The following is a 19,250-nucleotide window of genomic DNA, read 5'->3' as shown; positions in this document are numbered from 1 at the left end:
TCCATGAGTATCGAAATTAAGGTACCCGTTCTGCCAGAATCAGTTGCAGATGCAACAATCGCGACATGGCATGTGCAACCTGGCGAACAGGTTTCTCGTGACCAAAATCTAGTTGATATCGAAACTGATAAAGTTGTACTAGAAGTTGTTGCGCCAGAAGATGGTTCTATTAGCGAATTATTATTCCAAGAAGGTGACACTGTTCTTGGTGAGCAAGTGATTGCAAACTTCGTTGCTGGTGCAGTTTCAGGCCAAGAAGTGACTAAAGCAGAAGCAGAAGCTGCATCACCAGTAGCTGAATCTACAGATGAGTCAAATGATGCATTAAGCCCATCTGTACGCCGTCTCATTGCTGAGCATAACCTTGATGCAAGCAAAGTAAAAGGCACTGGTGTTGGTGGACGTGTGACTAAAGAAGATGTTGAAGCATTTGTGAAGTCAGCACCTGCGGCTAAACCTGCTGCAGCGCCTGCGCCAATTGCACCACTTGAAGGTCGTACTCAAAAACGTGTTCCTATGACGCGTTTACGTAAGACTATTGCTAATCGTTTATTAGAGGCTAAAAACTCTACGGCAATGCTAACAACGTTTAACGAAGTTAACATGCAGCCAATCATGGATATTCGTAAGCAATACCAAGAAGTATTTGAAAAACGTCATGGTATTCGTTTAGGTTTCATGTCTTTCTACGTAAAAGCTGTGACTGAAGCATTAAAACGTTTCCCTGAAGTTAACGCGTCTATTGACGGTGATGAACTGGTTTATCACAACTACTTTGATGTCAGCATTGCGGTATCAACGCCACGTGGTCTGGTTACCCCAGTATTACGTGATACCGATACCATGAGCCTTGCTGAAATTGAAAAAAATGTGCGTGAATTAGCAATCAAAGGCCGTGATGGCAAGTTATCTGTTGCTGATATGACCGGTGGTAACTTCACCGTGACTAATGGCGGCGTATTTGGCTCGCTAATGTCGACGCCAATTTTAAACCTTCCACAAAGCGCGATTTTAGGCATGCATGCTATTAAAGATCGCCCAATGGCTGTGAATGGTGAGGTTGTTATTCAACCTATGATGTACCTAGCATTATCTTACGATCATCGAATTGTTGATGGCCGTGAGTCGGTTGGTTTCTTGGTCGCTATTAAAGACTTCCTTGAAGATCCAACTCGTCTATTGCTTGACCTCTAAGAGTCAACTAGACAATACCCTCGTAGCTGGCTCGTTAGAGCCAGTAGGATTTTATAAAGAAGTATATGGATAGATCATCATGAATTTGCATGAGTATCAGGCAAAATCCTTATTTGCCGAATATGGTTTACCAGTTTCAGAAGGCTTCGCTTGCGATACAGCCCAAGAAGCGGTAGAAGCTGCTGGTCACATTGGCGGCGATATGTGGGTTGTTAAGTGTCAAGTACACGCTGGCGGCCGTGGTAAAGCAGGTGGCGTTAAAGTCACTGGCGATAAAGAAGAAATCAGAGCATTTGCTGAAAAATGGTTAGGTAAGAACTTAGTGACTTACCAAACTGATGAAAAAGGCCAGCCTGTTGCTAAAATTTTAGTAGAAAGCTGTACTGATATTGCAAATGAACTTTACCTAGGTGCTGTTGTTGACCGTGCGACTCGTCGCGTTGTGTTTATGGCATCAACTGAAGGTGGCGTTGAAATTGAAACTGTGGCTGAAGAAACCCCAGAGTTAATTCACAAAGCAATTATCGATCCTTTAACAGGTCCTCAACCATACCAAGCACGTGATCTTGGCTTTAAGTTAGGTTTAAACCCAACTCAAATGAAGCAGTTCACTAAAGTGTTTATGGGTCTTGCAAAAATGTTCGAAGACCATGATTTCGCTTTATTAGAAATCAACCCGCTTGTGATCACTGACGAAGGTAATATCCATTGTCTTGATGGCAAGATTGGTATCGATGGAAATGCTTTATTCCGTCAACCTAAAATCCGTGACATGCACGATCCATCACAAGATGATGCTCGTGAAGCACACGCAGCCAAGTTTGAACTTAACTACGTTGCATTAGACGGAAACGTGGGTTGTATGGTTAACGGTGCAGGCCTAGCAATGGGTACTATGGACATCGTAAACCTACATGGCGGCAAGCCAGCTAACTTCTTAGACGTTGGCGGCGGAGCAACTAAAGAACGTGTAGCAGAAGCATTTAAAATCATTCTTTCTGACTCAAACGTTAAAGCTGTTTTAGTTAACATCTTTGGTGGCATCGTACGTTGTGACATGATTGCAGAAGGTATTATCGGCGCTGTAAAAGAAGTCGGTGTAGAAGTTCCTGTTGTTGTCCGTCTTGAAGGTACTAACGCTGAATTAGGCCGTGAAGTGCTTGCAGGTTCTGGTCTTGATATTATCGCAGCTGCGTCATTAACTGATGCTGCTGAGAAAGTTGTTGCTGCTGCGGAGGGCAAATAATGTCCGTATTAATTAACAAAGATACTAAAGTTATCTGTCAAGGTTTCACTGGTGGCCAAGGTACTTTCCACTCTGAGCAAGCAATTGCTTACGGTACAAAAATGGTTGGCGGTGTATCTCCAGGAAAAGGTGGTCAAGTTCACCTAGGTCTTCCTGTATTTAATACTGTTAAAGATGCTGTAGCTGAAACGGGTGCAACTGCGACTGTTATCTATGTACCAGCACCTTTTTGTAAAGATGCAATCCTTGAAGCAATCGACGGTGGCATTGAGCTAATCGTATGCATTACTGAAGGTATTCCAACTTTAGACATGCTTCAAGTTAAAGTTAAACTTGAAGAAACTGGCGTGCGTATGATTGGTCCTAACTGTCCAGGTGTTATCACTCCTGGTGAGTGTAAGATTGGTATCATGCCTGGTCACATCCACAAGCCTGGTAAAGTCGGTATTGTTTCACGCTCTGGTACATTAACGTACGAAGCTGTTAAACAAACTACTGACGAAGGTTTTGGCCAATCTACTTGTGTAGGTATTGGTGGTGACCCAATTCCAGGTACTAACTTCATCGACGTATTGGAAATGTTCCAAAACGATCCACAAACTGAAGCAATCGTAATGATTGGTGAAATTGGTGGTACTGCTGAAGAAGAAGCTGCTGAATTCATCAAAGCAAATGTAACTAAGCCTGTTGTATCTTACATTGCTGGTGTTACTGCACCAGAAGGTAAGCGTATGGGTCATGCTGGCGCAATTATCGCTGGTGGTAAAGGTACTGCTGAAGATAAGTTTGCTGCATTAGAAGCTGCTGGCGTAAGCACAGTTCGCTCTTTAGCTGACATCGGTAAAGCACTGCGTACTAAAACTGGCTGGTAAATTCTAGTGAGTTAATCAAAAGGCGCCATTTGGCGCCTTTTTTGTTTTTTCGTTTCCTATCGCTAAATATGTTCTTCAAAATTATTAATTTAAAACTGTAATCATATGTTTTACTGAGTATTAATCTGTGTTTAACTAGCCATATTAGTATTTAAATGATTAAGGATAATCATGAGTAACGTCATAAAACCGATTGGTATTATTACTGAAACCCCAAGGCTTATCATGCGACCTTTTGTTGAAGAGGATGCAGAAGCATTATTTTTAATGAACAGTATTCCAGAAATATTAACTTATATCCCCCAAGAGCCACTTACTAGCATAGCTGAAGCAAAAGAGATTTTTACCTCAATTATTCAAGCTGATTATCAAAAGCATGGTTTTGGTCGTTGGGCGGTGCATCATAAGGAAGATAATAAAGTCATTGGCTTTTGTGGGCCTAAATATCTTCCTGAATACGATAAAGTAGAAATAGGTTATCGCTATTTACCAGAATATTGGGGCAAGGGCATAGGCAATGAGGCAGCGCAAGCGGTAGTTGATACACTAAAGCCACAGTTCGATATTGATTTAGTCATAGCCCTTATTTTACATGGCAATACAGGTTCAGAAGCGATAGCGAAAAAGCTCGGTATGAGCATACATGAAGAAAGCGAATATCTCGGCTCGAAAGTACATGTGTATCAAATGGCTTTATAAAGGCATAACTTATGGCGAGTGTAAAAACAAAAAACCAGCAAGTATGCTGGTTTTTTAATGACTATTTATCAGGCTTGGCGATAATTATTCGTCAGCGTGATCACAGCTGTCATTGGTGCAGTGACCGTATAAATATAAGCTGTGGTGAGTTAGCTTAATATTATGACGCATTGCTATTTCGTCTTGACGACGTTCAATGACCTCATCAGAGAATTCAATTACTTTATCGCAGGTTAGGCAAACAAGATGATCATGATGCTTTTGAGTCGACATTTCAAAAACCGCTTTGCCACTTTCAAAATGGTGACGATTAAGGATACCCGCATCATCAAATTGGTTTAATACGCGATAAACAGTAGCTAAGCCAATTTCCTCACCAATATCGAGTAATTTTTTGTACAGATCTTCTGCACTGATATGTTGGTTTTCAGGGGCTTGCATTAATTCTAGAATTTTAACTCGTGGCAGTGTTATCTTTAAACCTGCTTTCTTGAGTGCTTGATTTCCATCTGTCATCGCTAATCTCTTGATTACAGAACCTTATCGGTTCCTCCGTGGATAATTAAGATCATTATATGTGTTGCAATCAGAAACTGGAACCTTTCAAATGAGTTAATCGTCATATAAGCAGTGATTTTGGCCAATGAGCCATACAATATTGACCAATAGGTTAAAATTCACCTAATAAACTTACTTATACTAAGGGATTATTGAGCATTAACGGCTTTTATATCACTATAATGTTAAATAGGGTTATCAAGCTTTGTACCCAGTAATGATAATTATAATCAAAACAAGGAATTCACATGTATCAGCAGATTGTGGTCTTAACTGGCGCAGGTATTTCCGCTGAATCGGGGATAAAAACATTTCGCGATGAAGACGGTTTGTGGGAGCAACATCATATTGAAGATGTGGCCACCCCTGAAGGTTATGCCCGCGATATCAATTTAGTTGAACGTTTTTATAATAGCCGTTGGGAAAACCTCCATAGCGGTGAGGTTCATCCTAATGCCGCTCATGCAGCATTAGCAAAATTAGAAGCTGAGTTTCCTGGCAAGCTACTGGTTATCACTCAAAATGTAGATGATTTACACGAGCGGGCAGGTTCAAAACGTTTATTACATATGCATGGAGAATTATCCAAAGGACGCTGCCCACAGTCATTGCAAACGTTTGTCCTTAGAGAACCTTTTGGTGAAGACAATTGCTGTACCTGCTGTATTCCTGCCAAACGATTAAGGCCGCATATTGTCTGGTTTGGTGAAATGCCATTTGGTATGGATAGAATTCATGATGCGCTGGATAACTGTGATTTATTTATCGCTATTGGGACTTCTGGGACGGTTTATCCCGCAGCGGGCTTTGTCGACAGCGCTAATCATCATGGTGCACAAACAGTAGAAGTTAATCTGTTAGCGGCAGATCGCCATAGCCAATTTCAATATCATTTTACCGGTAAAGCTGGTGATGTTGTGCCTGCGTTAGTAGAGTCAATTTTAGCCGGTAAAACCCTTGGCAGTGAAGTCGCGACAAAGGAAATGAGTGCTTGAGTAGGGATAAAGTTGCGATAATCATGCGCGGTTTACCGGGTAGTGGTAAATCAACTTGGGTTAATGAATTCATTGAACAGTTAGGTGTAGATAACGCCATACACATACGGCAATATGGTTACTTCTCTACTGACAGTTATTTTGTTCGTAATGGCGAATACCGCTTTAATCCAAAAAAACTCGCCCAGTATCACCAGGCTAATTTAAGCGCATTTATTAATGCGATGGCCCATAACGAGCCTTACGTTATTTGTGACAATACCAATGTATGCCGTTGGGAATATACGGCTTATGAAGCCGCAGCGAAGGCCTTGGGTTATCAAGTAAGAGTCGTGGTGACTGGTGAGCCTAAAAGTGTTGAACATCAAAAATTATGCGCTAAACGTAATCAACATAAGGTGCCATTGGCACAAATTGCTAAAATGGGATTAATGTTTGAACTTGATGATTAGACTTGTTTTAAGATTAACTAAAAAGGCGCCGCGGCGCCTTTTTTGATGTTAAAGGTTGATTATTTAGCTTTAACAGCGGATTGCAGGTCAATATTATAAATCGCAAAACCAAATTCATCTGTGATATCAGTGCGCTTTGTCATAGGTCGCACTTGATAGCCGCTGATAAATTTATCAGCAAGTTCACTGTTTTGGGTTTCAAAGCGAATATCTAACTTTGTTGCCGAATTAATGGTCACGAAATCCCAGTTATTATCAGCACTTGGATCAACTAAACCATTGGCTTCAGTTTCATCAGTGATGTACTGAGCTAGGGCTTCACGGTTTGTGTCTGGTAGTTCCATTACCACGAATTCAGAACCCGTTCCGGCGAATTTACCACCAAATGCGCGATAATTATTGGTTGCGATTATAAATTCTTTGGCATTAAATTCAGCACCACTGATAACAGTGTCGCCGTGAGTGTAACTTAGCCCGACTATTCGGTTAGCATCGGCATTAACTAATGCACAATCGCCATCAAATTTATTTGGTTGAGTTACATCAATGTTGTAGCTGACACCATCTATGACATCAAAGTTATAGGTGCGGTGGGTATTCCAGTTAATCAGGTATTGAGGCTCAGTAGAGTTAACATCAATTTGATTAAATTGATTTGCACTGCATTCCAACCAATCTTTAATTTGAGCGCCACTTAACTTAACAGCAACCAAGGTGTTAGGGTAAAGATATAAATCTGCCGCATTTTTATAGGTTAGCTCACCACTTGGGACTTGCACATAAGACTCGGCATCTGCTGCAGTGCTATGGCGGCCACCTGCTTTAAATGGCGCAGCAGCGGACAATACCGGAATATCTTTTAAAGCCTCCGTTAAGTTAGCTTTCACTTTAGCAATTTGTGCATCTGACACAATTTGCACTGTGGGATCATCTTGTACTAAGGTCAAAAAGCTAAACATATCAGCCGATGCTTTACCTATGGGCTGATCGACATAATCTAATGTCGCTTGATGCTCTGTGGCAATAGCATCACGGATGGCTTTATCTGCCGTGACTAGCTCTGGTTTAGCCGCACTTTTATCAAAGATAGGTAAGGCTTTGGCCATACTATCTACGACAGTCCAGTTACCGTTTTGTAATGCTAATTTAAAATCGATGACGCCTAAATTATCACCCCAACGTCCTGGCATAACCGCCGCAACGCCATTTATGGTGCCTTTGTTTATATCGGCATTTTTAAGGTCTGAAAAGGTGCTTGAAGGGAATATTGAATGACTATGACCAAAGGTAATGGCATCAATACCCGCTACTTTTGATAATGCCCAAGTGGCATTTTCATCATTAATGTCGATGGGGTTTTCAGGGCTGCCGACCCCAGAGTGGGGAATAGCGACGATAATGTCAGCGCCTTGAGCTTTCATCATAGGCACAAACTTTTCAGCCGCTTCTATAATTCCCATTACGGTGACTTTACCCGTAAGGTTTTGTTTGTCCCATAAAAGAATTTGTGGTGGTACAAAGCCAATATAGCCGATGTTAATTATGTGTTTATCGCCATTGGTGTCGACGACGTTTTTTTCTTCAATGATATAAGGGGTAAATAGGTTATCGCCTTTGACTTTGTTATCCCAACAGTCGGCTTCACATAATACGTTGGCGTTAATATAAGGGAAATTGGCTCCAGAGATAGACTGGTGTAAAAAATCTAAACCGTAGTTAAATTCATGATTACCAATATTTCCTACTGAATAACCCAGGGTATTCATTGCTTTATAAGCTGGGTGAGTATCACTGTTAGCGCTTTTTTGTTTAAAATTATTGGCAACATAGTCACCCATAGGGCTGCCTTGAAGCAAATCACCATTATCAACTAAGACAAAATTATCAGCACTTTGACCTTGTTGTTTTATCAAACTTGCAGTGCGGGCTAAGCCTATGGTCGGATCATATTTTGTTTTGTAATAATCAAAATCCATGATGTTTGCATGAAGATCCGATGTTTCTAGAATACGTAAATTGACGGTGAGGGGCTGAACATCATCAGACTTAACTTCTGTCGCCTGATCATGCAATGAATCACAAGCGCTGACGCCTAGTACGCCAACTATAATAGTGACTATTAGCTTTTGGTTTACCATTATTTTTCTCTCTTATTTTGACCCTGAGCTTGATTTTTGTGCTCTATTATTTTTGTTAACTCATCGGGTTTGATTTGTGAGTTAATTGCAGTGGATTATACAGAAACTATATTGCAAAGTTATGATTTGATTGGTGATAAGTTAACTAAAATGGTTATAGAAGCAGTTTGTTGAATATTTTTTGATTGTTATCGGCTTAGTGTTTGATTAAATGGGCTGTAAATTGATCGTGCAGCGCTTTAATGACGATAAAGTATTTCTTTATCAGCATAAAAAACACCGCTTAGCTGCGGTGCTTTGGATGAGAACGATGAGCTTTTTCAGATAGCCTGATGTTAACACATCAGGCTTTGTTCTTTGCAGGCAGTGGATTGTCTACAGATTTACTCTGATAAAGTTACTCTGCTGCGTTATCTTCTAATAAGCCGCGGCTTCTTAACAGTGGCTCGATCCCAGCATCTTTACCACGGAACTGACGGTAAAGCTGCATTGGGTCGGCGCTGCCACCTTGAGACAAGATATTGTCTCTAAAAGCTTGGGCTGTTGCTGGGTCAAAAATACCATTTTCTTTAAATGCTTCAAAAGCATCGGCGCCTAAAATATCAGACCAAAGATAGCTGTAATAACCTGCAGAATAACCACCGGCAAAAATATGCGAGAAGTAACTGCTGCGATATCGTGGGGCAATTTCTTTAATTAAGCCCATATTGGCAAGTGATTCAGCTTCAAATTCGGCGGCATCTCTTAGTTTGGTGTCCGTTAATGTATGCCAGTCTAAATCAAGCTTAGTGGCTGCCATATATTCAACGGTAGCAAACCCTTGGTTGAATTTACTGGCAGCTTGAATTTTCTTAACAAGTTCAGTGGGGATCACTTCGCCGGTTTTATAATGTTTTGCAAACTGCGCTAACACTTCAGGTTGCGTCATCCAGTTTTCCATCACTTGTGAAGGGAACTCGACATAATCTCGCGGTACTGAAGTACCTGATTGAGAAGCATATTCAACCTTTGATAGCATTCCATGTAGCGCATGTCCAAACTCGTGGAATAGGGTGCTAGCCTCATCAAATGTGAGTAGTGAAGGCTCATCACCCGTTGGGCGAGGGTAGTTAAGTACATTGACAATAATTGGCTTTGATTCAACGCCGTTCATATTAGATTGTGAGCGGAAGGCATTCATCCACGCACCGCCACGCTTGCTATCGCGCACGTAGTAGTCACCCAAGAAAATAGCCATTAAAGAACCGTCTTTGTCATAAACTTCCCAGGTTCTGACATCTGGGTGGTACTTAGGTAAGTCGGTGCGCTCTTTCATTGTGATGCCGAATAAGCGATTAGCGGTATAAAATACACCTGATAATGTTGATTCAAGTGAAAAATAAGGACGAGTCTGTTGCTCATTAAAGTCGTATTTTGCAACGCGGATTTGATCTGAGTAATACCACCAGTCCCAAGCTTGTAGGCTAAAGTCACCGCCTTGTGAGTCAATAACGGCTTGCATATCAGCAACTTCAGCATTAGCTTGTGCGAGCGCTGCAGGCCATACTTTATCTAGTAAGGCGTAAACATTTTCTGGGCTTTTAGCTGTGCGTTCTTCTAATACAAAATGAGCATGAGTTTTATAGCCCATTAAGTTAGCTTTTTGTGCGCGAAGTGCCGCAATTTTCGCTAAACCTGCTTTGTTATCATTGGCATTATTATTATTGGCACGCTCAATATAACCTTTGAAAAGCGCTTCTCTTAAATCGCGATTTTCAGCATAGGTTAAAAATGGTGTAATTGAAGGACGCTGCGTGGTAAACACCCACTTGCCTTCATGGCCACGTTTTGTAGCTGTTGCTGCCGCAGTGTCGATTACGTCTTGAGGAAGCCCGGCTAAATCAGCTTTGTTATCGATAACTAACTCAAAGGCATTGGTTTCAGCCAGTAAGTTGTCACCAAACTCTAAGTTTAGTTTACCAATCTGTTCATTAAGGGCACGCAAAGTGCTCTTGTCTTCAGCTGATAGGTTTGCTCCGCCGCGAGTAAAGCGTTTGTAGGTATCTTCTAAAAGCTTTGTTTGAGCGGTATTAAGTTGATATGTGTCAGCTTGGTTGTAAACTGCTTTTACCCGCTGAAATAATTTATCATTTAAATAAATGTCATCACTAGCAGATGACAACATAGGTGAGACTTGTTTTGAAATTGCTTGTATCTCTGGGTTTGTGTGGGCACCGGTTAAATTATAAAAAACGCCCGATACTTTAGTGAGCAGCGCACCAGAAAACTCCATCGCTTCAATGGTGTTAGCGAAAGTCGCAGCATCAGGGTTATTGGTAATGCTATTAATTTCAGCTTTACGTTCAGCAATGCCTGCTTCAAAAGCCGGTAAAAAATGCTCATTTTTGATGTTATCGAAATCTGGGATTTCCATAAAGGTATCATAGGGTTTGAAAAAAGGGTTGTTAGCATCTTGGGTGATGCTAGTCGTTGCAACCGCATTGGGTGCTTGAGACGTTTGGACGGTTTCAACGTTATTATCTGAACATGCACTTAGCGCTAAAGTTAACGCCATGGCAGAAAAAAGTGGTGTGAGGGTTAGTCCCTTCATAATTATTTCCCTGTTTGCTTTGAAATGGTTGTCTAAATAACCCTATGCCGATGTATAAACCGTTAAAGAGTCACAAATCATCATTGTTATTTGTTTATGATTTGCTGCTAGATTAACAAATTTTTATCATACTTTCGTATACCTTTAGGTTACTTTTGTAACAAAACATAAAAAAAGGACCTAACGAGAGTTAAGTCCTTTATTTATTACTAACTAGTGATATGTAAACAAGGCTTATAATCTATGTTTAAGTCACACTATTTCGAGCAATGTTATGGTTTTAGAATTACTTTCACGCTGCCATCAACATCGGCTTCGTCAATATAACCGATAGCATTAGCATCTGCTGCTATTGCAGCTTTCATGCCTGATGCGTCACCAATGGTTGCTGGTGGTGTGCCTTTACCAGTAAATACCTGCTTTGACCAAAAAGCTTTAAGCTGAGCATCAGACTTACCCGTTACTGCGCTATGAAATTCAGAGCGGATAGGGTTGCCTTCTTCAAGTTCATAAACGACAAATGAAGAACCTTTGCCTAAAAAGGCTTTTTTAGCATCGGATTTGCTTATATCAGCAGCGGCTGGATTACCGATCACTACTACGGCAGCATTAACAGAAAACACACAGCTCACACTGAGCGCTAAAATAGATAATAATTTTTTCATTTCATCACTCCTAATTAAAATACTGCGTCAAATTGAACGGTATACACGGTAGTATCATCAAATTCTTTTGCTATGTTAGTCTCTAATCCACCAGATGTTTCGCCAAAATCATTAGAGTATGTGACGTCGAATTTTATGGCTAAATTATCAAGTGCATCCCAACGTAGGCCTGCACTGTATGACTTTCTTTGGCCATTAAAAATTGCGGCTTGAATTGCTGAAGCCTCATCAATAATAGTTCTGCTATCGTTATCTTTAGTTTCGAAGAAAGAAGCTGTTACATAAGGTGTGAAGTCATTGATACGGTAACCCAAGGTTAAGTAACCTGAATCAGAATCAGGATAAGCGCCATCCACTTCGATGCGTGTTAACTCTGTAATGGCTAAGAAAGATCCATTATCGTAACTAGCGCCAACGCCCGCGAAAGTGCCTTTTTCTCGATCTATTTCTAGTAGCGTAACAGTGACATCGATCTCGGTATTTGGCATTAGTTCTTGTGTAATTTGACGCTTAACATCACCGTCTAAAATTGCTTCACCGTATAAGCCTCGTAGAGTCCAAGTTTCATCAGTCCAAGTAACATTGACACCTAAAATATTTTTCATGTCAACGCCAGCAGCTTCAGATTGTCCACCAAAAGCTTGAATGGTCATTGTTGAATCATCAAATTCAACATCGTAGCTAACATCTCCACCTGTATAGGAGGTAAATGGCACTGGGTCGTATACATCTGATGGTGGACGTACAAATGGCTGGGCATAACCAACATCAAGATAATCTGAGTACATATACAGTGGTATACGTAATTTACCTGCACGAGCTTGGATATTATTTTCAAAGCGATGAGAGATATAAGCCCATTCAGCTTCTACATCCCAATCATTTTCGCCTCTCATCATCAACTGCATAACAGCTTGAGTCTGATCTGTAATTGCAAACGTACCTTGTAAACCAAATTTGCTGCCTTCATTGAAGTTAGCTGAAGTGGTTGCTCCGGCATAACCTGCGTTGTTATCGGAAGTGATGAAAGCGCCCGTCATAAATCCGTTGAATTTGAAGCGTTCGGTCAAATTGGCAGTTTGATTTGCTTGTAATGATTTAACTTGTTGTTCAAGTTTGGCTAATTTTTCATCGGTAGCGTCATTGGCCACTGCAAGTGCTGGTAGCATTGCGACTGAAATTGCTAAAGGTAGCGCTTTCAAATTAAAACTCATAGTGTTACTCCTGGTTATTATTCTTAAGGCAGAAATAGTGTGATTTTCTACCTTTATATTTCTAATTATTAGACTTTAAATTGACCTGTAATGGATTGAAGCTGTTGGCTAACCCCTTCAATATCATGACTAATCCCGCCCATTTCATCCGTGGTAATTTTTACTTTAGCGGCATTGGTTTCAATATCTGCGACATATTGTTGAATGAGTTCTGAAGTGTTGTGTTGCTCTTCAGTGGCCGCGGCAATTTGGTCATTAACTATGGATATAGCACTGACTTTATTAGTGATATTGATTAATGCATCTCCTGCTAGTGAAGTGGTTTTTACGCCTTCTTCTGCGGTTTCTATTCCACGCTGCATTGCATCAACCGCTTGTGTTGAAGTAGAGCGAAGCTCTTGCAATACTTGTTGAATTTCTTGTGTTGAGGCTTGAGTGCGTGAAGCAAGCGTTCTAACTTCATCTGCGACAACGGCAAAGCCTCGGCCTTGTTCGCCGGCTCTTGCTGCTTCAATCGCCGCATTTAGTGCCAGTAAATTAGTTTGATCTGCAATCCCGCGGATAGTATCCAAGATGTCATTCACATTACTGGTAAAGGCTTCAAGTTGATTGACCACAACGGAGGTTGTTCTGACTTCTTCAGAGAGCTGGTTAATGGTAGTAATGGCTTTACTGACCACTTGCTGACCTTGTAAAGCTTCTTCATTGGCATTATCAGCTTCCGATGCAGCATTGGCGGCATATTCGGCAATGTGGGCCACGCTAACGAACATTTCTCTCATCGCATGGGATATTTGTTCGACAGATTGATTTTGCTCATTGACTGTTTGTTCACTATTTTTACAGCTATTGAGTAATGTTTGTGAAGCGAGCCCTAAACTGTCAGTAGTTTGCTTGGTATCAGCAATGCTGAGCTGTAATTTTGAAACAAATTGGTTAAACCAATGGACTAAATCTGCAATTTCATCTTTACCTTGGTAATCAACTCTTGAGCGTAAATCACCTTCACCTTCAGAAATATTACGCAGTGACTGAGTAACACTTTCAAGGGTAACAATGATTGAGCGGTTAACTAATAAACCAACCACAATCAGAAACATCGATGCAATGATACCGATAGCAAGCATTGAACTGGCTGCTGTATCTGAACTGGCCAGCGTAGTATCAATGCTTGATTCAAACTGCTGAGAAAAAGTTAAGTGTTTCTGACTAAATTTTTCAACAAGTTGCTCATAGCGTTTGGCATTGGCTGCCGCTTGTATGGTGATTTTATTAAAATCAACATCACTTTTTAAAAACTCAGCGACCAAAAGTTGTGCATTATCAAAATACAGTGATAAATCATTTTGCATATTATTAGCGTCAAATGACTCAGCAGGCAGTAAGCTTTTAATTGCGTCTAAGTTGCTGATAACTTGTTTGACCATATTGGCGGCAGTCTCTAAGCTTTCTTCTTCGCCAGTGGTTACCGCTGTTTGTATATTTTGTTCCAATTGAAGTAACAGGCCTTCGTTAATAGTGGCTAAATTTAACGCAGGATATAGTTGAGACTGAAGATCATTTAACCGTTGCGCATTTTGTTGCACGCTTTGATTGTTAATTAATATCGAGATAATAAATGAAAATATTGCGACAATGGTTAATAACGCGATCCGATGCTTTATTTTTAAGCTATTTAATTTCATTTCGAATAATCCTACTTATCTAGCTAAAGGTGAGTCATTAAAGTTTCGGTTATATAATGATTGGCTGTTGTAAATAGCTGATATTAAAAATGAAACTTTTACTTTTTGTTATCTTTGATTGCAAATCGCTATTGCTTGTGTGCGATAACTTCATTTTCTCAAGTTGTAAAACGTTTTTAGTATTTAAAATTAATGCCTTTCATATTGACTTATTGCCACCTTAGAGCTGTGGCATCCATCATTTGCTTAAAATTACCTATAACGGATATTGAACTATAAATAAAAATTGTTACCTTGTGGTTATTATAGTTGCTACGATGTTTAAGTCTGTTCTTGTTGTTACAATATCGGCAGTAATGTTCAAATACTTAAGTTTTATTTAATGTTTTTTTGAGTTGTTAAAATATTGATATAAAAATCTGCTGCGAAGAAGTGGAATTTAATTAGTTTTTGTTGTTGGGTTAACTTATTATTAACATTGCGTTTGGGTTTTAAGTTGATAATACAATCTTGCGTATAAATAGAGCTGTAATTGCATAAGTTTGAACATCATCATTAGTAGAAAGTTAGGAGGATTGCTGGGATATATGAAAAATAGCGGCAGGCTTAATCTACAAAGCTTGAGTGATTTTATTGTTTATAGCGGTGTTTAAATAATAAGCACAATGAATGTTAGCGCTACAAAGGCGCATTAACTATTTATGTTGTAGCTGATTGTCCATAAATAGTTAATGCAGATGTTTGAGGTTTATTTTTAGTGCCCTAGGGTTTCTGAACCTGCTCGTCGTGGATCAGATGCGCCAAACAACCCCTTGTCGGTTATCACTATGGATTGAGTGCTGCCCATTGCGCTACTGGTTTTAACTTGATGGCCTTTGGCTTCCAGTAAAGTCACCGTATCGTTATTTAAACTGGTTTCAACACCAATGTAATCAGGCAGCCATTGATGGTGAATTCGCGCTGCGGCAGTGGCTTCTGCAATATTGAGTTTATGGTCAATGACATTCATGATTACTTGCAATGTGGTGGTGATAATTCGTGAACCACCAGGGCTGCCTGTCACCAAAAATGGTTTACCGTCTTTCATCACAATCGTTGGACTCATTGAGCTTAGTGGCCTTTTATGAGCATCAATTGCATTGGCTTCACCGCCGATTAAGCCATAGGCATTGGGAATACCGGGTTTTGCGGAAAAGTCATCCATTTCATTGTTAAGTAAAATGCCGGTACCTGCAGCAACCAGCCCAGAACCATAACTGAAGTTTAGGGTATAGGTATTTGATACAGCATTGCCCCATTTATCGACCACAGAGTAATGAGTGGTTTGATTACTTTCGTAAACGGATAAATCACCGGGCTTAATTTCGGCACTAGGCGTGGCTTTGTTATAGGCAATTTGTTTAGCGATTGAATCAGCATACTTTTGACTAGTGAGTTTATCTGTCGGCACGTTATGAAAATCAGGATCGCCCAAATACTCACTTCTGTCAGCATAGGCATGCTTCATGGTTTCCGTCATTAAATGCAGTGTTTGTGCAGTATTGTGACCCAACTCTTCAATAGGATAGTGCTCGAGTACATTAAGCATTTCAATGATATGAATACCACCAGAAGAAGGGGGTGGCATGGATACCACTTTATAGCCGCGGTATTCGCCTGTTACAGGTGTTCTTTCAATGACTTGATAGTTTTTCAAATCATTCATGCTCATTATTCCGCCAGCAGCTTGAATCGCAGCCACAATTTTCTCAGCGGTTTCGCCTTGATAAAAGCCTTTACTGCCATGCTTAGCAATTAATGATAATGAATGAGCTAAATCTTTTTGCACTAAGGTGTCGTTAACGGCAAAACTGTCGCCATTACTTTTATAAAATATTTTGGCAGAACTTGGCCATTGTGAAATACGGCGTTTTAATCCATCAAGTGAATCTACTAAGTCTGAATTAATTAAAATGCCTTTTTGCGCAAGTTCAATAGCAGGTTTAACGACTTCGCTCATACTCATGGTGCCATACTTGTTTAGCGCAAGTTCAAACCCCATCACAGTGCCTGGCACGCCAACCGCTAAACCATGTTCACGGCTAAGTTTTTTTACTACATCACCTTGTTCATTTAAAAATATATCTTTGTGGGCTTTTGCTGGCGCGGTTTCGCGGTAGTCGATAGCAATGGTTTTATCTTCTTTTTCAAGATGAACTAACATAAAGCCGCCACCGCCAATATTACCGGCTCTAGGTAAGGTGACCGCTAATGCAAACCCTACCGCGACAGCAGCATCAACAGCATTACCACCTTGTTTGAGAATATCGACACCAATGCGGGTTGCAAGTGATTCTTGGCTGGCAACCATGCCATGTTTGGCCCAAATTGGTTGTGAAGTATCAGAACGGCTATAAATCGATTGTTCATTTGCAGCATGCAGTTGTAGGGAAGTAAAAGATGATATGCTCAACGTCAGCGCAATACTTGTTGATATGACGATCGGTTTTAGTTTTGAAAAGAAACTCATTTTCAATCCTTTATAATTTTAATCATGTGTTGCAATGTGCCATAACTATGATCTAATACACAATATGTAACTGTGCTTTTTAAGGGAATATGTCTATCACACACACTATTGACTTGAATATTGGCTTTTATGATTCGGTGTCTGTTATTACTAAAGCTGAGTGGCAACGTATTTTTTCAGATCAAAACCCCTTTACTTCATTTGATTACCTTAATGCATTAGAGCAAAGCCAATGTGTTTCAGAGCAATCGGGCTGGTTGCCCAAACATATTGTGGTAAAGCAAGCAGGTGTTATTGTTGCTATTGCGCCTTGTTACGAAAAATCTCACTCTTGGGGAGAGTACGTGTTTGATTGGGCGTGGGCTGAGGCTTATGAGCGTAATGACTTAAGCTATTACCCAAAGTTAGTGCTAGCGGTGCCATTTACACCAGTAAGTGGTGAGCGTATTGGGTTTGATTGCTGTCAATCAAGTTTAAACAAAGCCGAGATCATCGCTGCAGTGAGTGAATTTCTAAATCAGACACTTGGGCAAGGGTATTACTCTTCTTGGCATTGTTTGTTTTTACCCAAGGCTGATTATTTGAATTTAGCTCAAGATAATATTTCAAGGCTAGGCACTCAGTTTCATTGGCATAATCATAGCTATCAGCACTTTGATGATTTTTTGCTGCAATTAGTGTCACGTAAACGCAAAAATATCATTAAAGAGCGCAAGGCTTTAGCTAGGCACAATTTGGATTTTGAGTTTATTGATGGCGATAAAGCCAGCGCTGCGCAATGGCAAGGCTTTATTGCTTGTTATCAACAAACCTATTTAAAACGCTCAGGTCATGGCGGTTATTTATCTGCTGAGTTTTTTTATCAAATCGCTAAGACTATGGGCGCAAGTATTAAGTTGCTGTTAGTGACAAAAGCGTCAGATGCAACAACGCACCAGCCGGCACAATTAATCGCTTCTGCATTATACTTTGCCACTGATACGCATTTATATGGCCGCTACTGGGGCTGCTTACAATTTATTGACGGCTTACACTTTGAAACCTGTTATTACCAAGGTATTGAGTACGCCATAGCGAACGGGCTTATGGTGTTTGATGCTGGGGCGCAAGGTGAGCACAAAGTGGCCAGAGGTTTTGTCCCCATTGAAACTTATTCTAATCATAACCTTACTCATCAAGGCTTTAGCAATGCTATCGAAGATTATTGCCTGCAGGAGCAACGGCACATAAAGCAATACATACAGCAGTTAGCTGAAAGTTCGCCTTATAAATAGCGTTTTGGCTAGCTTTGACAAACTAAGCCAAATGGTGTGCTTTTTATCAACGGATATTGAATGACTGCTTTGCAAGCCGCTATTTAATCCTTGATGAGGCTATTGAATTGATAGTGACGGCTGACATTTTTACTCACAAGGGCCCAGTTAGAATGACTTGTTCTTTGCTGGTGGTGATCAAAAGCTTGTTGGTTTTTGAAGGTTTCAGAGACGTAAAACTTAACAGGGTTGCTTGCATCTTGTGTGACTGAAAATGATAAGCAGCCAGGTTCTTGTTTTGTGAGTTGGCTATGCACCTTAAGTGCTTCAGTCACCGCTTTTAATTCAGCCTCAGGGACTAGTATATAGCCTGTTAAGCTGACTTTATTCATGCTATTACTTATAGCATTGCTCATGTCATTACTCATGTTCGTAGGTCTTGTACTTATCTGTTTTATAAGATTATCCCAAGGCCAACCATAAGCCAACACCGACCATTAAACTGCCCGCTATGCGATTCATTAATTTAATATTATCCCCACGAGATAGAAAAAGTCTCAAGCTCTTTCCTCCACTGGCGTAAGCTAACATCGAAGCTGATTCTGTGAGCATGATAATCGACAATAACCAGAAAAGTTGCGTTCCAACAGCTTGGTCTACATTAATAAAAGGGGGCAGCAGTGAAATCATAAAAGCCCAGCCCTTAGGGTTGGCAATAGCGGTTATAAAACCTTGTGACATTAATGCGGAATTACTGATGCTAGTATCTGTTTGCTGGCCTTCGATAATGGCCATTTTTCCTTTTGAACGGCACATATTAATGCCAATATAAGCAAGATAAGCGCCGCCCAACCATTTTAAGACTGCAAATATATCAGGGTAGTTTAGCATCACGCTAGCCACGCCCATCACCGCCGCAATAGCCACCAATGCCACGCCAATAAGCTCACCTAGCATCATCCAAAGGGTGCGTTTAACGCCAATGCTCATACCTAAGGTCATTGCCAGTGTCATACACATACCGGGAGTGATCGATACAAAAAAGAAAGTGGGAATAAATACAGCTAATACGGTAAAATCTGGCATGAAGGTTCTAATGTCATTAAAGAAACAAGCGAGTAAGGAAGAGCAGAGTGTAAGGCTTTAAGATGTGAGTGTAAATGTGGCTGTGTTTTAATTT

General features: G+C 40.4%; 16 protein-coding genes. 7 read left to right on the top strand and 9 right to left on the bottom strand.

Features of this window, described 5'->3' with window-relative positions:
• The first annotated feature begins 3 nt into the window (after positions 1-3).
• The 4 genes from odhB (at position 4) to Q4533_RS07565 (ending at position 4,011) form a co-directional block, all read left to right on the top strand.
• Positions 4-1,194, top strand: coding sequence for a 2-oxoglutarate dehydrogenase complex dihydrolipoyllysine-residue succinyltransferase (gene odhB, locus Q4533_RS07580; RefSeq protein WP_102438303.1), 1,191 nt, complete (start codon positions 4-6; stop codon positions 1,192-1,194).
• A 79-nt stretch (positions 1,195-1,273) separates the two neighbouring features.
• Positions 1,274-2,440: an ADP-forming succinate--CoA ligase subunit beta gene (gene sucC, locus Q4533_RS07575; RefSeq protein WP_076537457.1), complete on the top strand. Its 1,167-nt coding sequence runs from the start codon at positions 1,274-1,276 to the stop codon at positions 2,438-2,440.
• Positions 2,440-3,312 carry a succinate--CoA ligase subunit alpha gene (gene sucD / locus Q4533_RS07570; protein WP_102438301.1) on the top strand — a complete coding sequence of 291 codons (873 nt, stop codon included), beginning with the start codon at positions 2,440-2,442 and terminating at the stop codon, positions 3,310-3,312. Before sucC ends, sucD begins: the two co-directional genes overlap by 1 nt.
• A 198-nt stretch (positions 3,313-3,510) precedes the next feature.
• On the top strand, positions 3,511-4,011 hold the full coding sequence (locus tag Q4533_RS07565; RefSeq protein ID WP_303412640.1) for a GNAT family N-acetyltransferase: 501 nt from the start codon (positions 3,511-3,513) through the stop codon (positions 4,009-4,011).
• An 84-nt stretch (positions 4,012-4,095) separates the two neighbouring features.
• On the opposite strand, the gene fur is transcribed toward Q4533_RS07565, so the two are convergent.
• A complete protein-coding gene (gene fur / locus Q4533_RS07560) occupies positions 4,096-4,527 on the bottom strand; it encodes a ferric iron uptake transcriptional regulator (protein ID WP_076537462.1) in 432 nt (143 codons plus the stop codon).
• A 290-nt stretch (positions 4,528-4,817) separates the two neighbouring features.
• Between fur and cobB the strand changes: the two genes are divergently transcribed.
• Together cobB and Q4533_RS07550 are read left to right on the top strand one after the other, a co-directional pair.
• A complete protein-coding gene (gene cobB, locus Q4533_RS07555; protein ID WP_102438297.1) occupies positions 4,818-5,564 on the top strand; it encodes a Sir2 family NAD+-dependent deacetylase in 747 nt (248 codons plus the stop codon).
• Positions 5,565-5,587: 23 nt separating this feature from the next.
• Positions 5,588-6,016 (top strand): AAA family ATPase, encoded by a 429-nt coding sequence (locus Q4533_RS07550; protein WP_303502544.1) that lies wholly within the window; start codon positions 5,588-5,590, stop codon positions 6,014-6,016.
• 59 nt (positions 6,017-6,075) lie between these two features.
• On the opposite strand, the gene Q4533_RS07545 is transcribed toward Q4533_RS07550, so the two are convergent.
• The 6 genes from Q4533_RS07545 to ggt form a co-directional block, all read right to left on the bottom strand.
• Positions 6,076-8,154, bottom strand: coding sequence for a bifunctional 2',3'-cyclic-nucleotide 2'-phosphodiesterase/3'-nucleotidase (locus tag Q4533_RS07545; protein WP_303502535.1), 2,079 nt, complete (start codon positions 8,152-8,154; stop codon positions 6,076-6,078).
• 397 nt (positions 8,155-8,551) lie between these two features.
• Positions 8,552-10,744, bottom strand: a complete 2,193-nt coding sequence (locus Q4533_RS07540) for a M3 family metallopeptidase (protein ID WP_303502534.1) — start codon at positions 10,742-10,744, stop codon at positions 8,552-8,554.
• 272 nt (positions 10,745-11,016) lie between these two features.
• Positions 11,017-11,409, bottom strand: a complete 393-nt coding sequence (locus tag Q4533_RS07535; RefSeq protein ID WP_102476215.1) for a phosphate ABC transporter substrate-binding protein — start codon at positions 11,407-11,409, stop codon at positions 11,017-11,019.
• A 14-nt stretch (positions 11,410-11,423) separates the two neighbouring features.
• On the bottom strand, positions 11,424-12,623 hold the full coding sequence (locus tag Q4533_RS07530) for an outer membrane protein (RefSeq protein WP_102476216.1): 1,200 nt from the start codon (positions 12,621-12,623) through the stop codon (positions 11,424-11,426).
• Between the two features lie 68 nt (positions 12,624-12,691).
• The gene (locus Q4533_RS07525; RefSeq protein WP_102476217.1) at positions 12,692-14,308 is read right to left on the bottom strand and encodes a methyl-accepting chemotaxis protein; all 1,617 of its coding nucleotides are present in this window, start codon (positions 14,306-14,308) and stop codon (positions 12,692-12,694) included.
• 754 nt (positions 14,309-15,062) lie between these two features.
• Positions 15,063-16,817 (bottom strand): gamma-glutamyltransferase, encoded by a 1,755-nt coding sequence (gene ggt, locus Q4533_RS07520; RefSeq protein WP_303502533.1) that lies wholly within the window; start codon positions 16,815-16,817, stop codon positions 15,063-15,065.
• An 89-nt stretch (positions 16,818-16,906) separates the two neighbouring features.
• Between ggt and Q4533_RS07515 the strand changes: the two genes are divergently transcribed.
• Positions 16,907-18,091, top strand: coding sequence for a GNAT family N-acetyltransferase (locus Q4533_RS07515; RefSeq protein ID WP_303502532.1), 1,185 nt, complete (start codon positions 16,907-16,909; stop codon positions 18,089-18,091).
• Between the two features lie 83 nt (positions 18,092-18,174).
• On the opposite strand, the gene Q4533_RS07510 is transcribed toward Q4533_RS07515, so the two are convergent.
• A complete protein-coding gene (locus tag Q4533_RS07510; RefSeq protein ID WP_303502531.1) occupies positions 18,175-18,486 on the bottom strand; it encodes a putative quinol monooxygenase in 312 nt (103 codons plus the stop codon).
• 46 nt (positions 18,487-18,532) lie between these two features.
• Complete coding sequence (locus Q4533_RS07505) at positions 18,533-19,156, bottom strand: LysE family translocator (RefSeq protein WP_303502530.1); 624 nt, start codon at positions 19,154-19,156, stop codon at positions 18,533-18,535.
• Between the last annotated feature and the right edge of the window lie 94 nt (positions 19,157-19,250).

The sequence above is a fragment of the Shewanella sp. 6_MG-2023 genome (assembly GCF_030547195.1).
GTDB lineage: Bacteria > Pseudomonadota > Gammaproteobacteria > Enterobacterales > Shewanellaceae > Shewanella.
Note: the sequence above shows the minus strand (reverse complement) of the source record. Positions and strands in the feature narration are given on the sequence as shown.